The following is a 19,527-nucleotide window of genomic DNA, read 5'->3' as shown; positions in this document are numbered from 1 at the left end:
TAATAAATTTACTCTAGTGGAGATTTTATTTTGATGATTGCTTTATAATTATATAAAACTGAGCTTCAATACAATAAATTGAAATAAACATATTATAAATATAACGGATAACCTTAAATAAAAAATAATGAACATTAAAGAAATTCTAAAGTATTAATATATTTTTCGTAAATATTAATTGATAACACATTAGACTTTACTATATGTATAACTTCTTATTCTACAAAATGAAATTTTTTAATGTAAGAAAAAATATAATTTCCCTTTAACATTTATACAAGTCTCATATGGAAAACTTTACAAAACAATTCGAACACTTACATTTAGAATAAACACAAAAAATTGCCACCAGTTAGCTTAACTGGTTGGCAATTTTTTAACGAGAATGCTTTACAAATAGTTGAATTGCTTCTTCTGGTACATAGCACTTTCCATTACTCTCTACAATAATACTTCTTAATTCATACCCTTTACCATTGATACGAATTATATTTTTGTTACCAAATAATTGTGCTTCTACTTTATTATGTTTTACTACGAGTAACGGGTTTGCTCCTTCGATTTTGTCGGCTGTTACAGTTGCACCGATTTTCTTAAAGGCTTGTTCACTCTCTAAAAATATTTTATTCGTTACTTCTTCTAAGTTAAAGCCCATCGCTTTCGCCATCGTCTTCGCAATGTCTGTATTTTGGATTAAGCCTTCTGGTTTTTGAGGTCCATAAGAATGTAAGAATACATCCTCACCTGTATGTCCTCCTGTCGTAAAGCCGATATTTGCACGATTAGCCAACAATGTAGTAAGAATTCGTCCTACATCCATTTTCTTTTTTGCCACTTTTAATTTTTCTTTTTCATCATGAGTTAGATTATCCAAACCGTATAGTTTAGCTACATCTTCTACATTTGATAAATCAGATTTCAGTTTATTTATAGTTCCTTCAAGTGTCATTTTCGCCTTTTTCAATGGATCAATGTATGCAGAAACCGGTGTAGTATTGTATCCTTTTGTCGTATTCCTATTCCCTATAGAGATGCCGCTGTTACCATGATCAGTTAAAGCGATGAGCATCGTATCCCCATCTTTCTTCGCAAATTGTAACGCCTTTGCTACCGCTTCATCAAATGCCAATACATCACTAATCATCCCAATTGGATCATTAGCATGAGCTGCCCAATCAGGCTTACTACCTTCTACGAATAAAAAGAAGCCATCTTTATCTTTTGATAATGTTTGAATTGCTTTTTCTGTCATTTGAGAAAGTGTTGGTTGTTCTGGATTTGTTGCTATACGATCCATATCAAACGCAAGAGCATGATGTGAGAAAGAGCCCCAAATTTTATTAGATTTGGAGTTCAATAACGCATCTTTCGTTTCAACGAAATCGTATCCTTTGTCTTGAATCACCTTTACTAAATTTTCACCATCTTTTCGGATTCCATTACTTTTCATAGGTAACAGCGCCGCTTTTCCCCCGCCTAATACGACATCTATATTTTGATATACTTGCTGCTTCGCAATTACGTCAAAATGTTTGCGATTGACATGGTGAGCGGAGAATCCGGCCGGAGTAGCATGCTGAATTTCAGATGTAGCAACAATGCCAGTTGCACGACCAGTACATTTTGCGCCTTCTAATACGTTTGCGACCGGCCGTAACTTTTCTTCTTCTTTTATTGGCTGTAAGCTAGGCGAACTTACAATAGAAGGTAATACACCTACATATCCTGAATTCGATTTATTTCCAGTTGCTAAAGCTGTTGCTGCTGGCGCTGAGTCTGTAATAGCTGATTCCGCCGAAAACGTACGAACACCTCCTGTTACAATTTGATCTAACGTAAGCGGTGCCCCTTTATACCAGCGAGCCAATGTTGTCGCCGTTGAACTCGTTCCGTCCATAACCATCATAATTATATTTTTAGGCTGGTGTTCTACTTTTTTCACCTTAGCTTTGGCCGCATGATAATTCATCATACTTTCCATACTTAATACGCTTACTATTATAGCTCCCACCAATAGTAACTTTTTCATCTTCACACCATAATTCAACATGATTGTTCCTCCATAAACTTTGCATTCATTTCAATACACCTTATTTCCTTTTCCATACCAAAACCTACATATGTTTTATTAGTTCCCAATTCTCATAAAGCTAACAATAGTTACTTTCTCTTTCTTTAATTAAATATCGATATGTATCATTTATCTTATAAAAAAGATTTAACATCCTTTTCATTAATTACTTGTTTAACAATAAATCCTCGATTAAAAGAAATAAAGATTTATTGTTAAACAATAAATTTCATGTTAAATTAATAAGATATTAAATAAATGAGGTGCTTTTTATGAAACAAGGATCCACACTCTTTTTAAAGACCGTTGTAATTCTGATCGGAATCCCCGTTCTTGCTATGTGCATTTTTTTAGTCCCTAAAATAGGAAATTTTGCCGCAGAATTATATCCAGATATTGCATATATTAAATATCTTGTATTTATCAATTTATACGCAACAGCAATACCTTATTACTTCGCACTGTACCAAACATTTAAGCTTTTAAACTATATTGATAAAAATAACGCATTCTCAGAGCTATCTGTTCAAGCTTTAAAAAATATTAAGTACAGCGCATTGGCAATTAGTGTATTATATGTATTAGGTATGCCACTTTTCTATCTCGTGGCAGAGAGAGATGACGCCCCTGGCATTATTATTATCGGAATGATTATGATTTTTGCTTCAATGGTAATCGCGGTCTTTGCTGCCGTTCTCCAAAGACTATTAAAAGATGCTATAGATATAAAATCAGAAAATGATTTAACGGTCTGAGGTGAATAATATGGCAATTATTATTAATATTGATGTAATGTTAGCAAAAAGAAAAATGAGTGTAACAGAACTTTCGGAGAAGGTTGGAATTACAATGGCTAACCTTTCTATCTTGAAAAATGGAAAAGCAAAAGCAGTCCGTTTTTCAACTTTAGAAGCAATATGTAAAGCATTAGAATGCCAACCGGGGGATATTTTAGAATATCAACCTGAAGATACCGAGTAAAAAGAGTCCTTCATATGAGTAATGGGTTCAGTGTAGGAAGAGAAAAATGCTAATAACCATTAGGAATAACAAACTAAAACGCTCAGAAGATATTCTGAGCGTTTTTATTTCCTTCTTCAACTAAAGCACCAGTTAGTGTAAAAAGCTATTTCACCATTTGTATGGCTAACTTATCTTTTAACATTGACCTATATGAGTCAATTTCATATTTTGTATTATTGATTTTTTCTTTTTTCATTTTTAACATATCGAATATTTCTAATTCTAAATTCCTTCTAGCTTCAAGAACTTTTATCGCTCCTTCTACACCTGAATGGTTATGTTCTTTCCCATAGCCTTGGTTAGTGTAATAGTCAATAATTCCTGTGGACCATTCTGGAGTTCTTTCTTTTAACGCCTTCCTAAATGAAAATTCAAGATTATCTTGTTCTACATACAATAACATTGGATTTAAATTCTCTATGATTTTTGCAACTTTCATTACATAATTTATTATTTTTTCTTTTTGTTCACCATATTTAATCATCCCAATAGTTAATGGATTTTGTATGAAACAACATTCAAAGATATAAACCTTATTGTCTTCTAGAGCGGTTTCAGCAAAGTCATTCCATTTGTCAGCAATTAATTCAACATTTTTATCGAATGGTAATTCGTATATATCATTTTTTAAAATAATGTTAAATAATTCGTCCGAAAACTGGTCACCAAACTCATTTTTTATCTTTCTGTATGGTAATAAATAATTGCTTCCTTTTTTTAGCACTTTCTTAAGGAGCACTTCTTTAAAACCTCCACTGTTAGATAATAATCTATCGAACTCAAATTTATTAAAACAAGATACACCATCATAGTCGGCTGGGTGGTTCAAATTTCCCTCTAAAAATAGTTCAACTTCAATTTTATTTTGGATTAGAATTTCATTTATTAGCTTTGCAGTGGTTGATTTTCCAAATCCAGGTAACCCTTCTACTATTATTAGTTTTGTATTTATAGTTATAAATGCCTTCCTTCAAAGTATTTAACTAAGATTAAAAAAATCACTTACTCCACTGCAATCACCCCTTCAAAATATGATATTTACCATTTCCTTTGAAAAAACCTTCTTAAAGTAACCTGACTGTTAGTTTAAGAACATTTTTTCATAATCTCTACAACTATTTTAACATAATTTTCCATTTATCTTTTTATTTAGAACACTATTTAACTATATAAAAGTGCTTAAACACTATAATAACAATAAAAAAAGGGTGCTAAATCATATGTGATTTACATCCCTAATTTGTGTGTTATTTTATATTTTCTCTCCCGTAACTGAACCCGATATCATACGAGAAGGACTCTTTTTATTACACATTACGGCGCAAAACTAATTTGACCAGTAAACAATAGGATAATTGCTATGATCCAAAATATAAAAAATGATGAGGACAGTATTAATGAAAGAATAGCAATTCCCTTCTTCTCTGTTCTTTTCGTCATTGTGATTATTGAAAGCATGATACCTACACCTGTCAGGGCAATTGTAATATAATCTCCAACTATATTACCTGCATTGGCTATCCTTGTTGGCGTTATAAAAACGAATAGAAAACACAAAATGCCGATGAGTAAAGATACATAACTTATTATACTATACTTCTTTTTAGGAACTATTTCAGTTTTCATACTAACCCCACCCCTTCTATATAGCTATGAGTTCATATTAACATGAATAACCATAATTTGGTTAAAACAAACTGGCCACTTCCTTATTAAAGATGGACGATTATCCTTTAACCTCTAGTAATTATTATATACAGAAAATAAAGTGAAACTTTAATCAGTGGAGGTTTTGTTCACCCTCCACTGATTATTAGTTGAAGCAATCAGGCTGCCCGTTATTGCGGAATAAAATGAAAGAGTTCTAAAAAATAAAGACTGTACCTTTAAAATGAAAGATTCAGTCTTTATTAATAACTTTTTTTATAAAGAAAACTCTCTATCACTCACTATCTTAAAAAACTCCGAGTAATGTGATAAAGAATAATCCGCTACATCACAATCACCTTGAAACATACATGTTGAAATACCTAATTCTTTTGCAGGTAATAAATCTAATTCTCTATCTCCAATAGCTAAATCAATATTATGTTTTTTATGTAAATGATTATAAGCTAAAGAGTTGGGCTTTCGGGGAAAGCCATCGTCAATTGTAACCATATCTACAAAGTATTTTTCCCAGCCGTAATATTTTAAAATGTTCATAACCCCTGCCCTATGTTTATGGGTCATAATCACATTTTTATCTGCAAATTTCAAAACCTCTTCGACACCTGCAAAAGGTTTCATATCTTTTGGCGTGAATTTCTCCTTCAAAACTTTAATTTTTTCTTCCTGCTCGCATGAAATATTATAATACTGAATTGCATGAGAGTATTATATTTTTAAGTTTTTGTATATTTCTTGTTTTTCTACTGAGTCACCTAATATTTCAGAAAGCATCATTGTATATGCAGGATACGTATCAAATAACGTCCCATCAAAATCCCATAAAATATTCATTCTATTCACCTTCTATTTTCAAATCATTCAATGACTAAATCCGCCCTATCCCTCGGCAATTCCGTTTCTAAGTAATAATCCTCTGCTTTCCAATACCTATTTTCAAATTTTGAAAGGTTTTTCTGTGTCTCCTCACTCTCACGTAGAAACCTTGTCTCTCTTGGACAGTCCAAATAGACCATATAATGAAAGAAATCTCTCCATTCTTTTCGCTGCAGAAAAACTCCTTCAATAACAATTACCCCTACAATAGGAATCTGTACTTTTTCCATTTCACATATATCTGTTTCTTCATGAAAGAAAGGTAATTTCAATTTTGTTTCATGTTGTAGCTTTTGAAAAAATTTCTGCCTTAGCCATTCAATGTCCCATTGTAAATAATAATACTCGTACCATTCTTCATATCCAGTATGATATCGTTTATTACGCTCCACTATGTGATCATCAATATGGAAAATATGAAACGGAATGCCTTCTTGTTTCATATTTTCTTTTAAATTGGTTACGAATGTTGTTTTTCCAGATCGGCTTAAACCATCTATACCTAAAATGAATCTATTTTCCCTATGCTTCTTCATAATCGTTATAAGTTCGTTTGTGCTCATTACTTCTTCCACTCTTCTTTTAATAAAGAATATAAAATAGTATCATGAGCAACTCCATTTTGAATCATATGTTTTCGAAGTAATCCTTCTTCTTGAAATCCTGCTTTTATTAACAATTTTTGAGAAGATTTATTTTCTACATATACAACCGCTGCGATTCTTATTAGTTGCAGCATTTCAAATCCGTAAGCTAAAATCGCTTGTAATGCTTCCGATGCATATCCTTGTCCCCAATATGTATCATCTAATTCATAACCAATTTCAGCTCGTTTATGATTATTATTAATTAAATGAAATCCGCACGTTCCGATTAATTGGCCCGTCCCTTTTTTCTCGATTCCCCAGCGAAATACACTGCCCTCTTCATAACGATTTTTAAACGTTTGAATCGTTGTTTTCGCTTGCTCAATATTTTCAAAAGAATCCATTCCGAAATAACGTATAACTGATTCTTTCGAAAAATATTGGAACATCGTTTCTGCATCTAATAGTGTAAGTTCTCTTAATCGTAAACGTTCTGTTTCTAGTTTCGGAAATCCCATCTCTCTTTCTCCCTCTATTCTAATGAACTGCAAATTTCAATATAATTTCCATCTGGATCAGCAATGTAGGCAATTGTTTGCCCCCACGGTTTTACAATTGGTTCAACTAAAACCTTAATACCTTGTCCTCTAAATTGCTCAATTGCTCAATCGTTTCTAATACATTCTCAACAACGAATCCTAATTCGAAATGAGAAGACTGTAATTTACCTTCTGTAAGCGGTAGTCCTGTTAATTCTTTCACATCTTGCCGCGTATTCATCGCTAAAATGGTAGTTCCAGTATTAAATTCAATATATGTACCGTGCTCTGCTTTTATAGGTAACTGTAAAATATCTTTATAGAATTTTAAACATTCCTCAAACTTTTCTACATATAAAATGATGTACTTCATTTTCAAATCCATTTTACATCCCCCTTTGTATCTATCCCTAAAATTTCGACAAAAGTCTCACAAAAACCTTGTTCCTTGTAGTAATGAGCAAAAAAAATGAGGCCGATTTCTCGGCCCCCCAGCTTATTGGCATAAAACAGGAGATTTGGTTTGGACATAACCAGTTCGTACTTTTATTATATTTTATTTTTTCTGAATTTTAAATACATTAAACACCTATTTATATTGAGAAAGTTTTTTGCTTGCATAAAATTAAAGATTTTAAGAAATGATACAAATGGAGGTGTATACATATGGAACCAATGCTATGTCCAAGCTGTAAAACGAATCGTACTCGCTTTAATATTCTTGAGCAACAAGTAAAACCAGTCAAAATAAATCCACAAACTGGTCAAGTAGAAGAAGAATACACAAATGAAACGATGAATGCTTTTCATATGGCCTATCAAGGACCTACATACCGTGTCCAATGTGCTGTATGCGGACTTGTTGAAAACCCTGAACAATTTATTAAACCTGCGCAAAATCAGTCTTTCTAATAAAAACATGATTATCCCTTGTAGAAATAGATTTTTCTATAAGGGATTTTTCCGTTTAATAACTTAATTAAAAATGTATTTCTTCCTTATTATATGTTAAACTTCGCACTCTTTTGGAAATGTTTACATAAGCGAGGTAAAACAAATAATAAAAAAATAACGCTTCTATCAATATTTCTACTATTAACTTGCCATATAGTCATCTTTTACTTTTGGATCTTCGATTGGGAGAAAATAACGACTCCTTACGGTCTAACAATATGGTTTGTTTCTACTATTTATAGTCTTTTACTTTACTACCATTTTAAAAATTAAAAATCTAATAAATTAATATTAATTGCTAGTTCGTTATTATTGATTATTTCTTCTTCATTTATGATTTTTTTAGGTGTTGTTACTGGTATTATGGTATTATCTTTGTAACTGTTAGTTCTATGAATTAAAAAGTTGGTCTTTTATTATATAAAAAAGAATGAACAAAATAAATATATATAGAAATTAGAGAAGTTGATTCCCATCAATATCTTCTCTAAGAATATCACTCTTTGTTAAAATATTTCCTTTTTCAACTTTTTAATCTTCCTAAATAAATTAATAAACGCATATAAATATATACAAACTAAAAACCCAACCATACCTTTATATAATCCTGATTCTGATACTCCAAGAAAACATAAGTAAAGCACTGGAATTAACATTACAAACATAATTGCAACGAACTGTATCAATTCAACAAATTTTTGTATCTTCGTTTCTTTGTCTGAATAAATATCAGGTAACTCATTTTCCTCGTCTACTTCTTTACAAAAATAATTCCACTTCGCAAAACTCGTTACATGTTTCCATCCACACATTTCATATATTTCAATATATTCTTTTTGTTTTTCTTTTGAATCTTTATAATCCAGTCTAAAATCCGCTTTATATACTACATCTTTTGGTTCAGTTTTCTTAAACGTATACATTACATTATACTTTTGTAAAGCCCATCCTTTTTGATGCATTTTTCTTAAAAAAGCTTCTTCTTTTTCCAAGCTCCATATCGCAAAAGGTTTGAATACCTTCTTTGTCTCCATTTCCCATTCACTCCCCTAATATACTATTTCCATTCTTTACAGATCTCTGCAATCTGTTATATTCTAGCTCTAACACTTCTCTCCCAAACGGCGTTAACTTATAGCACTTCTTTCTATCTGTAGAGGCAACTTCAACAATTAATTTTTCTTTAAGTAATTTCGTCGTATTCCCGTATAAAGTACCAGGACCGAGCTTTACTTCCCCATTTGTCATCTCTTCTACCATTTGCATAATTCCATATCCGTGCATTGGTTTCACTAGTGATAACAGTATGTAATATGTCGCCTCAGTTAACGGAATATATTTTTGCGCCTTCGCATTCATTATAACTACCTCCGATACATCGCCTTATGATATATCGACTAGCGATACATCGTATATCGATATTTTATAATCATATTCCAAAATATGCAAGAGTAATTTAATAATTAAATATCCATTTCTTTGAATTAAAAAATGATACAAACTTTCTGAATAATTTGTTAAAATATAGGAATATTAGCTCTTTTATAATGAAAGGAATGGTACATATGATACATAAATTGAAAGAAAACATCGGATCTGTGTTTGTTGGGAAAGAAAATGTTATTGATCTACTGCTCGTTTCACTTCTTGCTGATGGACATGTACTGCTCGAAGACGTGCCTGGTACTGGGAAGACGTTACTGGCGAAAACCATTTCCAAAAGTATTGGTGGTAGTTTTTCTCGCGTTCAATTCACCCCTGATGTACTTCCAAGTGATGTAACAGGTATTGAATACTTCAACCCAAAAACAAGCGAATTCGAATTAAGAATTGGACCAGTTATGACAAACATTTTGCTAGCAGATGAAATTAACCGTGCAATGCCGAGAACGCAGTCGAGTTTGTTAGAAGCGATGGAAGAACGACAAGTGACGCTTGAGAAGCAGTCAACTCCTCTGCCAAAACCGTTCTTTGTTATTGCGACGCAAAACCCAATTGAATCACAAGGGACTTTCCCTCTTCCAGATGCACAGCTTGATCGCTTTTTAATGACGATTTCAATCGGTTATCCTACTCCTAAAGATGAGCTACAAATGATGCGACGTTTTCGGAACGATTTACCATTAGAAAGTGTCACATCTGTCATCTCATTAGAAGATATTTTAGAATCTCAAAAACGAGTAAAAGAAATATTTGTTTCGGAACCGTTAGAACATTACATTATTAAACTTGCTCATGCTACAAGAAATCATGATTATATCGCTAACGGTGTAAGCCCACGTGCCACATTAGCTTTAGTACGTGCTGTTCAAGCTTTAGCCTTTTTACATGGGAGAGAATATTGCACACCAGAAGATATACAATTGTTAGTTCCTTCTGTTTGGAATCACCGTATCGTCTTATCAATGGAAGGTGCATTACGTACGACAAAAAATGATATTATGAAAAGTATTTTAAAAGAAGTTGACGTACCTGTGGAGATTGAGCAAGCATGAATGGACAGCGTGTTGTAACTGTACCTTTATTTTTTCAACTCCATATTATTCAACTAACCGTTCCAATCGCGTTACTTTTCACATTCTTTTTCCCGCAACGAATGCTTATGTTTCTCTTTTTCTTCTATTATATATTTGCGATTTTTATTTATAAATATGTGGCTTTCATAGAGAAGAAGTTTCAAATCATAAATGAGAAACAAACTACACGGCTTTTTCCTGAGGAATCTGGACAGTTTTTTATTCATTTAAAAAATGGAGCCAGCATACCGCTCGTTAATGGTGTTTGTTACTTTCATTTAAATTCGTCCCTTATACCGCATAAAGAGCAAGGCATTGAACAAATATCAAAAACATTATTCTCTTTCCCATTTTCACAACCTGCACATTCGGCACAAAAATGGGGTTTAACATTAACCGCAACGAAGCGTGGTGTGTTTCAAATTGAACAGTTTGAATGTGTATTAAAAGATCCATTTCATCTATTAACTGTACATTTACCTGTTTTTGATAAATTAAGGACTGAAATTATTGTGTATCCTTCTCCTAAAGAAGTAGCAGGTTTGCAAGAACTTCAGCAACTTTTGAATGGATTTTATCGAACGAATTTTTCTTTTTACAATGATGAAACATCTATTATCGGTGTAAAGCGATATGAGCGTGAGTCTTTCCGCTCTATTCATTGGAAGGCATCTGCTAAAATGCAGGAATTACAAGCGAAGCAATATGAACCTGTAAAAAATTATAGTTGGACGATTTGTCTTTCTTTAGCTGCCGATCGTGGATTTGGTTGGAAAGATAATGTAGAAGAACTTATTTCATATGCAACATACATTTTCCAGTACACAACGAAGCACCACATTCCGTTTGAATTGTTTATTAGTGTATTAGCAGAAGGCGGTGCATTACATGTACCGTTAAATGAAGGACAAACACAATATGCAAAAGCTTTAGAAGAATTAGCCCGTATTTCAGATGATAGTACGTTACTTCCGAAACAAGGATTCCTTCATTATGTAAAGAGAAAGAGAGAACGATCGTCTACAATGATATACATTGGTTTACAAAGAAATGAACTCCCTCTTCTCTCGCAGCCAACGTTTCTCATTACTAGTGAAGGGATGGTGGAATCGGTTGAAAACTTGGCTATATCACATTCATGATTTCATTCTGCTCCTCCTGCTTTCATTATTAACAGAAAGAGATGAACTAATTAGTATTGCAATATTTTTAACAACAGGCTATATTGGAGTATTTCTTATTCATAAATTTATGCAGAAAAAAACAACAGGATTTGTAATATTTTTAGTTCTTCAAATCGTTCTTTTCTCTTTATTTTTACCTTTTTCTCTTTTTGGCACAATCATATTACCACTATTTTTCTTTATCGTACATGTGGTCGGACCTGGATATCCAGTTCAAAAATCTTTAGGTGGTATTGTATGGTTTATCGTTTCAGTTATATTTTATGCACCCTTTTCACCGTTGTGGAAACTATTAATGTTAGCCTTGCATCTTATGATTACATTTTGGTTAACCGGGGCAAATCGCAGACAACAACTATTACGTTTTGCTTCTATCATTACGATTGGCTTAATGAGTATATTAATTGTTCAAATATTTCCTTTCATTCGACTTATTTTTGGTTTTATAACGGAAGTAGTCGCATTAGGCGTCGGCTATGCTTTAATGCCATTAATTAAAGCAGCGGAATTAAAAGATACTGAAGATGTTTGGGCAAATAAAGGACATCTCTTAAAACCAAAAATTGAAGACGGAAAAAAAATTCCTGATTTTGATCCAATACTCATAAATAGCGCTACAATAATAGTCTGTACAGCTATCGCTATTTACGTCGTTTGGAAAATAGTAAAAAAACGAAAACATTTAAGTTTACCAAATATGCCCGCCTTCGAATCTACTATCATTACTGATAAAGAAGGAATGAGCCAAAATCCTTTTAAACGAAATAAACCGCCACATAACGAAATTCGGAAGGAAATTTTCAAGCTAGAGAGTAAGTTAACCCCTCCTTTAAATAGAAAACGGGGAGAAACTGTTGAGACTTGGCTAGAAAGAATAAACGATGAAGAAGATGTAAATATTCAAAGTGATATTATTATAGATGCTTATAATACTGTGCGTTATTCAAATGGTGCAAACACTGTACTTCTACATGAATTTAAGGAAGAGATTCATAAGCTTTATGCATATCAAAAAAGTTTGAAGAAACGAAAGAAATAACGTAATAAAAAGACTCCTATTTTTTCATAGGAGTCTTTTTATACTTCTACGTTGCTTTTTAAATGGAAGCATTCTTCCCTGCTTCAATTTCTAATGACTCTTCATGCCACCAAAGTGTTTCTTCAGGGTCTTCTTTAGCGATTAGGTGTGCTTCTTTTTTCGTTTCTACTGTAGGATATGAACCTTTTAGCGCACGCCCTGAAGTCGTAACGAATAGTACACTAAATACAACTAATCCAATAATACTTACACCTGCTAAATAAAATGCCGGTGCGAGCGGGTTACCAGTTGCATGAACTAAGTATGAACATACGAGCGGTGTTGTTCCACCGAATATCGATACAGAAATATTAAATGAGATCGAAAGTGCTCGATAACGTACATCAGTGAAAAAGAGTGATGGTAATAATGAAGGTAATGTTCCTTCATATACACTTAAAAAGAAACCTAATACGAAAATACCTGCAAATATAGCTGCAATATGTCCGTTACCTATTAGTAAAAATGCTGGAATTGCAAATACAGTTAAACCAAGTAAACCAATTTGCACAACGCGTTTATTACCAATTTTATCACTTAATTTACCGAAATATAGTGCTAGTGGAATCATAAGTGCCATCGTAATAGAAATAATTAATAGGCCTGTTGTTTCTTCGACTTTAAGTACTTGAGTTAGATAAGAAGGAATATACGAAAGAATCATATAATTTGTAATATTAAAGAAGGCGACAATTACTGTGCTTAATAAGAAGTCTTTTTTGTGATACTTAATAATGTCCATAAATGAAAATTGTTCATTGTCTTCAGATTCCTCTTGTGCTTTTTCCATCTCTTCAAAGATTGGAGATTCATCTAGATGACGGCGTAAGTATAAACCGACCAAACCAATTGGTGCAGCTACTAAGAACGGAATACGCCATCCCCAGCTGAGCATTTGCTCATCTGTTAACAATAACGTCAAAATGGTAACAATTACCGATGCAGCAATGTAACCTGAGAGTGTTCCAATTTCAAGACCACTACCGAGTATACCACGCTTTTTATCTGGAGAAGATTCTGCGATATAAACCATTGCTCCTGAATATTCGCCGCCTGTAGAGAAGCCTTGAATCATTCGGGCAACTAAAAGTAGTATTGGTGCCCATACACCAATTTGTTCATAGGTTGGTAGTAATGCGATGAATAATGTAGAAAGTGCCATTAAAATAATAGTAGTACTTAACACGATTTTTCGGCCGTACTTATCTCCTATTCTACCAAAGAATACACCTCCGATTGGTCGAACAAGAAAGGCTGCTGCAAATGTACCGAATGTAAGTACAAGTTGCAATCCACTATTATCAACACCTGAGAAGAATAATTGACTTAAAATTACCGCTAAATACGCGTATAATCCGAAGTCAAACCACTCCATTGCGTTCCCTATACCAGTAGCAATTACTGCTTTCCTGGCTTGTTTAGGATTGACAATATTAACGTCTTGAGGTTCAAAATTTAAATCATTATTTTGTTGCATATAATAAAACAGCTCCTTTTTTAATTTAACTTCTTTAAGCACACCTTCTCTTATTGAATAAAATTAATTCGAAGCACTTAAGGGAAATCAACGTCTCCTTGTCTGTTATTATTATTTCACATAATTAATTATTTGTCCAATTAAATGCTCTTTTTGTATAAATTTACACCCTATTTAACTTTTTATAAAATGAAGTTTAGGCTATATAATATATACCTTTACACTATAAATGAACCTTTCATTTATTTATATTTATAACGTTTCTATAATTGCTTCCTCTAACTTAGAAATCAGTAACTTTTACTAAAGATTTGCATATATTTAAAAAGTGAACTCATTAGCTCGAATTCTGTTTTATTACATTCAACTATTAATATTATTGTAGTTTTAAAGGAGGTTGTTTTATGTTGGAAATAATACTTTTACTTGCTACTGTTTCTTTTCTCTTTATTATTTCTGGATTTTTCATTACCTTAAAACAATATAAAGAAATTAAAAATATAAAGACTATATTAACTACAAAAAAAGAAAATGAGAAAACTTCATCTGAGAACTCCGTCCCGTTGCAATTAGACCTTAGTGTTCTCAATAATTTGCTCGCTTCTGGAATAAATAAAAACTCTAATTCAAGTAATGAAAATTGTGAGTCTGATAAAAACAAATGATTGTTATGCTTATAACAAAAGGAAAATATATCTCCTATTTTATCTAATCTTATTAACAACTACCTCTGATTAAAAAGGAGACTGCTTATGTGTAAACATTCAATTTCTATTATTATCCCTATACAACATAAAATAAAAAATTTAACTGGAATTTTGAAAGCATGTGAACAACTACAGCCTTTAGAAATTATCCTTACTATTAACGGATATACCCAGGATTCAATTGGGAGTGCAGATTCCTACAATTGTGAAATTATTACACTAGAAGAACCGATAGAATCTCCTAATCTTTATGTAATTGGTGCAAAAAAAGCAAAGGGGCAGTATCTCTTATTTTTAGATGAAAATTACATGGTTCCCCCCTCCTTACTTATACAATTTCTTCAACCATTACTAAATGGATGTGCTGACGTCGTATTAAATAATTTAGATGATTTTTTTTATCAAAAACAACAGCCCAATTTAGCAATGATTTGGCAGCAAGTTACAAATCATTTTTTTTATCGCCCAGATTTAAATATTAACTCCTTATTATTTCCTCCCTATGCAATGACAAAAGAAGTACTTGAGGTAATTAATCCAGATAATTTATCAAATCCCATATTGGCACAAATGAAAATTATTGAACATAAATTTCGGATTTGCGATCAATTAAACATTCCTATCCCTCAAGTTCTCCCTTTTCCTTCAACTCAACTCATTCATTATCATCTTGAAGCCATTGCAAATTGGATAAGTAAAATGCAAGATCCAAGAGGAAACTATACCGATAATAATCGAAAGCGGGATATTATTTTAGGGCTTCAAAACGGAGAACAAAAATCCATTCCAAAAATAATTACAGGTAAAGAGTTTTATTCAAATACTTATGGAGATCAACAATTATCAGTTATCATCCCTGTTCAAAATGAAGAAAAAATGATAGAATCTGTCATTTTTGAGGTACAAAAATTAAAACCTTTTGAAATTATTATTATTGTTAATGGATCAACAGATAAAACAGAGGAATTGGCGAAGGGTTGCGGTGCAACAGTTATAAGCTACGAAGAAGCACTTGGAAATGATACAGGACGTGCTGTTGGTGCCTTTTTTGCAAAAGGTGAAATACTATTATTTATAGATGGAGATTTCTTAATTTCTAGTCATGATTTATTACCATTTGTACAATCTATTCAAAATGGCACAGACTTAGCTTTAAATAAACTAGAGCACTACTATATGTATCGTCTACCGTATTCTATCGTCACCGCATGTAAATATGCTGTTAATTTAGCATGTAATCGAAAAGATTTAGGTATGGGATCCACAACTGCTGTCCCTCATGCTTTTAGTCGAAAATGCATTCATACAATTGGGTTTGATTCACTTCTTTCTCCAACCTTAAGTCAAGTGAAAACAATTTTAGCAGGGTTTCATGTGCAAAATGTCCATTCTGTCGACGTCGATAAGCTGAATCGTGTTCGACCTGAAAAACACTTCTCACAGGAAGGTTGCCTTTCATTAGCAACACAACAAATCATTGGTGATCATATAGAAGCAATTTCTTACCTCATTGAACAAAAAAGAGGTAAAGAGTGCTTTTAATTACACATCCAATCTACCAAATAATATATTATTTCATTTTAAATATATGACCGAATAAAAAAGATGGTTTGTAACCATCTTTTTTGTCTTTACATCAATTCAAAAGAAAAGTAGAAGGCAGGTTTTTCATTTCTGTATCTTCTTAAGAAGTTTGAAAAGAGAGGCTTGTTAATGAAGAGTCAACACTTAAATCATCATTTAGTGCAATTGAGAAACATGCAACTAATGGTAAAGTAATAACAATTGATCCACTAGGACTAATTACAATAGTAGGACTTGTCCCACATGTGCCTCCACAATCGACTACTGCATCAATTCCACTACCAGGGGTAATTGTAATTTTAAGACACACATCTAAACAAACATTATTCGTAGTACATGCCATAACTCTCCCTCCTTTCTCTTAACAATATATGCAGTTAGTTAAATTCGGACACGACTCTCCTACTAAATTTTATAAATTAGATGCTATTTTACTATTCGTTTTATAGGCAATTAACGTTTGATTAAACTATCTAAATTAACTAAGAAACTCAAATCATCTTTCACTGCAATAGAAATACATGCGATAAATGGTATTACATTAAAATTAGACATACATTCATCATTGCACCTTACGAATATTTCTGCGCCACCATTTGGATTGACTTTAGTTTCTAAATAAATCTTTAAATACCTTTTATTGATGTAAAAAAAGGTATTCTCTCCTTTCTTACATCTAATATTAAGTTAATTTCGTTACTGCTTTATTTACTCTTTACTTTATATACTTATAATAAATTGAAATAAAAAAGTAAAAACTTCTTCATGTATTTGAAGAGGTTTTTACTTTTCACTTACACTGAATTAAAAAAGCAATTTTTAAAATTTTGTTTTTATCCCAATACGTAACTCATACTTTATCCGTTGCTATTTCAAGCCGATTAATAAAGTAGCTTCCAAATTAAAATAAATCTTTAAAATCCCTATTCTTTAGTAAATAAGAAAACCCTTCTACATGATCGCCGGTAATTCTCAATACAGCTGGTGGATGTCCTACTGTTGCAAAGTGTTCATTTGGACGAATACGATTTGGTTTCATTACATCTACAAAATGGACACATTCGACTTTATACCCTTCTAATATTGCCTTTACTTGTGCAACACACGCTGTGTGAAGAGTGTCCCAGCCAATTCCCTCTAAACATTTTCTACTAATAGCATGGGGAACAGCAATTGTAGATCCTACCCCTAAATCTTTACGGTTACAAGCAATATTCAATATATATTTATATAAACTTACAATATATAGAGGAAATCTAAGATTTAAATTTAAATCATTTAAAACCATATCAACACCATCCGCAACAGCTTGCGTTAACGGATGAAGATCTTTTGCTGGAATAGCAAAATCAGCATCAATAAAGAGAAGTATATCCCCTGTGGCTTCTTGTGCACCAATTGCCCGTCCTACATCATGCCCTAATCTTTCTTCATAAACAATTACTGTTGCCCCTGATTGCTTAGCAATTACTTCTGTCTGATCTGTTGACCCATTAATGACAACAATTATTTCTTTCGGTTCAATTTTTCTTGCCTCAAGAATAACTTCTTTAATCGTTGATTCTTCATTTTGTGCTGGTATAATAATTGATAACTGTTTTCCATTATAAATTGATGAATTCATTCCCCATCCTTTATGGAAACGTGAATAATTCTTTTGTTTTTTTAACTGCTCTATAATTTCTCTTTTTCTTCCTCCATCTGTATAGTTACCTCTATCATCTTTTCGTTGTAACCAACTCTCCAAAGCTTTTATATTTTCTTTAATCTCATATACTTCTAATTTAGTTAATTCACTTTTATAGAAAGAGGTTTTGTTTGCGGGCATATTATTCAAGGAGGTGTTAGTGATGGCTGACGAGGATTGTAGTCGCCACCCTTTCTCAATAAGAGTTACTTGGGACAGAATAGGGTTCTGCAAGATATCATATCCAATGTCTTCAATTGCTTTTTTAGTAATAGCATATGGCATAGATAACATCGAATCATATTTTAAATCCATACGCCCCAATACATCGTTTACTATTTTTCTATACACCATAGCAATACTTGGCCATTCTACTCTCATCTTTTCAAAACATACGGAGTCTATGTTATTTAAGATTACATCCTGTTCCTTTTTCAGTATCGGTTCTATAAATCGCTCTAATTCTACCGAAAAAATAACATCTTCCCCATCTAAAAATAAGACTACATCACCATTGGCGATTTTTGCCCCATGAACTGGTGCTTTCCGTTTACTTTTCTCCTCAATCACAACAACGTTACTTTCAACAAATGTTGGTATAGATTGTATCGCACTCATTCTATCATCAGCTACAATAATAATTTCTATCGGTTTTATATGCTGCACTTTATTTAAAATTTGATTCAATTTTGATTTTTCTTCTCCTAAAACTATAACGACTGATAGGTCCACTTCTTTTTGTTCTTCTTTTACAGTCTGATTAGGTTTTACTTTTTTTATATATTCAATTGTTTCACTCTTCCCTACAGCTGCATGCCCTGCTTTTTTATCAAAATATAAGTCAATTATAATTTGATTTACTTCCGTGTCTTTATCAAGTTGCTCTAATTCGGAAATAAATGGTAGCAAATGATTTTGCACATCAAATTCACACGCGAAATTTTGCAAAAAATAAATATTCGGTACATATTTAATGTGATTAAAAAATTTCACAACATTAATTCTTTCGCCAAATTTCTCCTCAACTTCTTCTCTTGATAAATTTGGATAAGACAAATCGAAAACTAGATTTATTGGTACAGGTATCCATTTTAATAAATTTGTTTGAGGATTATTAATTAAAGCTGTGGAGCCCTTAACGAATCCAGCTAAAATTAAAGACATAAATCCTCCCCCGGAACTGCCATAAAACAACACATTTTTCGAATCAACTTTTAACTTTGCAAATACTATTTCTAAAATATTTGCTATATCTTGTAAATAAAATCTATTTAACTCTCCCTGTCCCCAGCCTAAAGATAATTTTCCAAGATATAACGTAGGGTCATTATAATATATAACAGTATCTTCAAATTCATCCATCCAAGAATGTCGATGAAAAATAGGTGGACCAATTGGCTGTTCTTGAAACCCACCTGCTCCAGATCCAAAAACAATAGTGTTAGAAGCATCGGGCTTAATACGAATTAAAAATTCATACGTTACTTTATCCCAATCAACCTTGAGTATAAATGGTTCTGTAATTTGAAAATCCATTTGCCATAATTGTTCATATGAAATGTTAATTTTTTTGTAC

18 protein-coding genes and 3 pseudogenes are annotated in these 19,527 nt (G+C 32.3%); 9 read left to right on the top strand and 12 right to left on the bottom strand.

Translation table 11 applies throughout. The features are described from left to right. Positions 1–376: 376 nt before the first annotated feature. A complete protein-coding gene (locus ACTFRY_RS09480; RefSeq protein ID WP_000935920.1) occupies positions 377–2,050 on the bottom strand; it encodes an alkaline phosphatase in 1,674 nt (557 codons plus the stop codon). A gap of 293 nt (positions 2,051–2,343) precedes the next feature. Between ACTFRY_RS09480 and ACTFRY_RS09475 the strand changes: the two genes are divergently transcribed. Together ACTFRY_RS09475 and ACTFRY_RS09470 are read left to right on the top strand one after the other, a co-directional pair. Next, on the top strand, positions 2,344–2,826 hold the full coding sequence (locus tag ACTFRY_RS09475; protein WP_000809118.1) for a DUF2975 domain-containing protein: 483 nt from the start codon (positions 2,344–2,346) through the stop codon (positions 2,824–2,826). A gap of 10 nt (positions 2,827–2,836) precedes the next feature. Then, a complete protein-coding gene (locus tag ACTFRY_RS09470; protein ID WP_000974619.1) occupies positions 2,837–3,052 on the top strand; it encodes a helix-turn-helix domain-containing protein in 216 nt (71 codons plus the stop codon). 145 nt (positions 3,053–3,197) lie between these two features. Here ACTFRY_RS09470 and ACTFRY_RS09465 read toward each other — a convergent pair whose 3' ends face one another. The 6 genes and pseudogenes from ACTFRY_RS09465 to ACTFRY_RS09440 form a co-directional block, all read right to left on the bottom strand. Further along, positions 3,198–4,046 carry a hypothetical protein gene (locus ACTFRY_RS09465; RefSeq protein ID WP_098616675.1) on the bottom strand — a complete coding sequence of 283 codons (849 nt, stop codon included), beginning with the start codon at positions 4,044–4,046 and terminating at the stop codon, positions 3,198–3,200. 362 nt (positions 4,047–4,408) lie between these two features. Next, positions 4,409–4,720 (bottom strand): hypothetical protein, encoded by a 312-nt coding sequence (locus ACTFRY_RS09460; RefSeq protein ID WP_000845560.1) that lies wholly within the window; start codon positions 4,718–4,720, stop codon positions 4,409–4,411. 297 nt (positions 4,721–5,017) lie between these two features. Further along, a pseudogene (locus tag ACTFRY_RS09455) lies at positions 5,018–5,596 on the bottom strand (HAD-IA family hydrolase). A gap of 23 nt (positions 5,597–5,619) precedes the next feature. Beyond that, on the bottom strand, positions 5,620–6,201 hold the full coding sequence (locus tag ACTFRY_RS09450; protein WP_000106120.1) for a kinase: 582 nt from the start codon (positions 6,199–6,201) through the stop codon (positions 5,620–5,622). Then, the gene (locus tag ACTFRY_RS09445; RefSeq protein WP_000506678.1) at positions 6,201–6,743 is read right to left on the bottom strand and encodes a GNAT family N-acetyltransferase; all 543 of its coding nucleotides are present in this window, start codon (positions 6,741–6,743) and stop codon (positions 6,201–6,203) included. Before ACTFRY_RS09445 ends, ACTFRY_RS09450 begins: the two co-directional genes overlap by 1 nt. A 14-nt stretch (positions 6,744–6,757) precedes the next feature. Beyond that, positions 6,758–7,149 (bottom strand): annotated as a pseudogene (locus ACTFRY_RS09440) (VOC family protein). 281 nt (positions 7,150–7,430) lie between these two features. Between ACTFRY_RS09440 and ACTFRY_RS09435 the strand changes: the two are divergent. Then, positions 7,431–7,676, top strand: coding sequence for a hypothetical protein (locus tag ACTFRY_RS09435; RefSeq protein WP_000433602.1), 246 nt, complete (start codon positions 7,431–7,433; stop codon positions 7,674–7,676). Between the two features lie 93 nt (positions 7,677–7,769). Next, a pseudogene (locus ACTFRY_RS09430) lies at positions 7,770–8,119 on the top strand (hypothetical protein). Between the two features lie 105 nt (positions 8,120–8,224). Here ACTFRY_RS09430 and ACTFRY_RS09425 read toward each other — a convergent pair. Together ACTFRY_RS09425 and ACTFRY_RS09420 are read right to left on the bottom strand one after the other, a co-directional pair. Further along, the gene (locus ACTFRY_RS09425) at positions 8,225–8,752 is read right to left on the bottom strand and encodes a DUF2812 domain-containing protein (RefSeq protein WP_000448424.1); all 528 of its coding nucleotides are present in this window, start codon (positions 8,750–8,752) and stop codon (positions 8,225–8,227) included. A gap of 7 nt (positions 8,753–8,759) precedes the next feature. Then, on the bottom strand, positions 8,760–9,077 hold the full coding sequence (locus ACTFRY_RS09420; RefSeq protein ID WP_098616676.1) for a PadR family transcriptional regulator: 318 nt from the start codon (positions 9,075–9,077) through the stop codon (positions 8,760–8,762). A gap of 206 nt (positions 9,078–9,283) precedes the next feature. On the opposite strand from ACTFRY_RS09420, the gene ACTFRY_RS09415 reads away from it, so the two are divergent. The 3 genes from ACTFRY_RS09415 to ACTFRY_RS09405 are packed head-to-tail and all read left to right on the top strand — an operon-like array spanning position 9,284 to position 12,457. Further along, positions 9,284–10,213 carry an AAA family ATPase gene (locus ACTFRY_RS09415; RefSeq protein ID WP_086392537.1) on the top strand — a complete coding sequence of 310 codons (930 nt, stop codon included), beginning with the start codon at positions 9,284–9,286 and terminating at the stop codon, positions 10,211–10,213. Further along, entirely contained in the window at positions 10,210–11,376 is a 1,167-nt protein-coding gene (locus ACTFRY_RS09410) for a DUF58 domain-containing protein (protein ID WP_016118127.1), read from the top strand. Before ACTFRY_RS09415 ends, ACTFRY_RS09410 begins: the two co-directional genes overlap by 4 nt. Further along, positions 11,348–12,457, top strand: coding sequence for a DUF4018 domain-containing protein (locus ACTFRY_RS09405; protein ID WP_440032340.1), 1,110 nt, complete (start codon positions 11,348–11,350; stop codon positions 12,455–12,457). The genes ACTFRY_RS09410 and ACTFRY_RS09405 overlap by 29 nt, the downstream gene beginning before the upstream one ends. A gap of 58 nt (positions 12,458–12,515) precedes the next feature. Here the strand turns inward: ACTFRY_RS09405 and ACTFRY_RS09400 are convergent, their stop codons facing one another. Further along, a complete protein-coding gene (locus ACTFRY_RS09400) occupies positions 12,516–13,973 on the bottom strand; it encodes an MFS transporter (protein WP_001186930.1) in 1,458 nt (485 codons plus the stop codon). Positions 13,974–14,377: 404 nt separating this feature from the next. Here ACTFRY_RS09400 and ACTFRY_RS09395 point away from each other — a divergent pair, with 404 nt between their 5' ends. Together ACTFRY_RS09395 and ACTFRY_RS09390 are read left to right on the top strand one after the other, a co-directional pair. Continuing rightward, positions 14,378–14,638, top strand: a complete 261-nt coding sequence (locus ACTFRY_RS09395) for a hypothetical protein (protein ID WP_000889739.1) — start codon at positions 14,378–14,380, stop codon at positions 14,636–14,638. Positions 14,639–14,725: 87 nt separating this feature from the next. Then, a complete protein-coding gene (locus tag ACTFRY_RS09390) occupies positions 14,726–16,222 on the top strand; it encodes a glycosyltransferase family 2 protein (protein ID WP_016118129.1) in 1,497 nt (498 codons plus the stop codon). Between the two features lie 142 nt (positions 16,223–16,364). Here the strand turns inward: ACTFRY_RS09390 and ACTFRY_RS09385 are convergent, their stop codons facing one another. Then, positions 16,365–16,607, bottom strand: a complete 243-nt coding sequence (locus tag ACTFRY_RS09385; RefSeq protein WP_016118130.1) for a hypothetical protein — start codon at positions 16,605–16,607, stop codon at positions 16,365–16,367. A gap of 558 nt (positions 16,608–17,165) precedes the next feature. Continuing rightward, the gene (locus ACTFRY_RS09380) at positions 17,166–19,487 is read right to left on the bottom strand and encodes a glycosyltransferase family 2 protein (protein ID WP_141541474.1); all 2,322 of its coding nucleotides are present in this window, start codon (positions 19,485–19,487) and stop codon (positions 17,166–17,168) included. Positions 19,488–19,527: the final 40 nt, after the last annotated feature.

The sequence above is a fragment of the Bacillus cereus group sp. MYBK195-1 genome, from assembly GCF_051916605.1.
In the GTDB taxonomy this organism is placed as follows: domain Bacteria; phylum Bacillota; class Bacilli; order Bacillales; family Bacillaceae_G; genus Bacillus_A; species Bacillus_A cereus.
This window is presented reverse-complemented; position numbering and strand designations above follow the sequence as displayed.

What these genes read in the sequence shown, in the direction of transcription:
- ACTFRY_RS09385 (WP_016118130.1), bottom strand. Translation starts at nt 16,607, where the DNA reads ATGGCATGTACTACGAATAATGTTTGTTTAGATGTGTGTCTTAAAATT.
- ACTFRY_RS09450 (WP_000106120.1), bottom strand. Translation starts at nt 6,201, where the DNA reads ATGAGCACAAACGAACTTATAACGATTATGAAGAAGCATAGGGAAAAT.
- ACTFRY_RS09460 (WP_000845560.1), bottom strand. Translation starts at nt 4,720, where the DNA reads ATGAAAACTGAAATAGTTCCTAAAAAGAAGTATAGTATAATAAGTTAT.
- ACTFRY_RS09475 (WP_000809118.1), top strand. Translation starts at nt 2,344, where the DNA reads ATGAAACAAGGATCCACACTCTTTTTAAAGACCGTTGTAATTCTGATC.
- ACTFRY_RS09435 (WP_000433602.1), top strand. Translation starts at nt 7,431, where the DNA reads ATGGAACCAATGCTATGTCCAAGCTGTAAAACGAATCGTACTCGCTTT.
- ACTFRY_RS09390 (WP_016118129.1), top strand. Translation starts at nt 14,726, where the DNA reads ATGTGTAAACATTCAATTTCTATTATTATCCCTATACAACATAAAATA.
- ACTFRY_RS09480 (WP_000935920.1), bottom strand. Translation starts at nt 2,050, where the DNA reads ATGTTGAATTATGGTGTGAAGATGAAAAAGTTACTATTGGTGGGAGCT.
- ACTFRY_RS09420 (WP_098616676.1), bottom strand. Translation starts at nt 9,077, where the DNA reads ATGAATGCGAAGGCGCAAAAATATATTCCGTTAACTGAGGCGACATAT.
- ACTFRY_RS09415 (WP_086392537.1), top strand. Translation starts at nt 9,284, where the DNA reads ATGATACATAAATTGAAAGAAAACATCGGATCTGTGTTTGTTGGGAAA.
- ACTFRY_RS09470 (WP_000974619.1), top strand. Translation starts at nt 2,837, where the DNA reads ATGGCAATTATTATTAATATTGATGTAATGTTAGCAAAAAGAAAAATG.
- ACTFRY_RS09410 (WP_016118127.1), top strand. Translation starts at nt 10,210, where the DNA reads ATGAATGGACAGCGTGTTGTAACTGTACCTTTATTTTTTCAACTCCAT.
- ACTFRY_RS09445 (WP_000506678.1), bottom strand. Translation starts at nt 6,743, where the DNA reads ATGGGATTTCCGAAACTAGAAACAGAACGTTTACGATTAAGAGAACTT.
- ACTFRY_RS09395 (WP_000889739.1), top strand. Translation starts at nt 14,378, where the DNA reads ATGTTGGAAATAATACTTTTACTTGCTACTGTTTCTTTTCTCTTTATT.
- ACTFRY_RS09380 (WP_141541474.1), bottom strand. Translation starts at nt 19,487, where the DNA reads ATGGATTTTCAAATTACAGAACCATTTATACTCAAGGTTGATTGGGAT.
- ACTFRY_RS09400 (WP_001186930.1), bottom strand. Translation starts at nt 13,973, where the DNA reads ATGCAACAAAATAATGATTTAAATTTTGAACCTCAAGACGTTAATATT.
- ACTFRY_RS09425 (WP_000448424.1), bottom strand. Translation starts at nt 8,752, where the DNA reads ATGGAGACAAAGAAGGTATTCAAACCTTTTGCGATATGGAGCTTGGAA.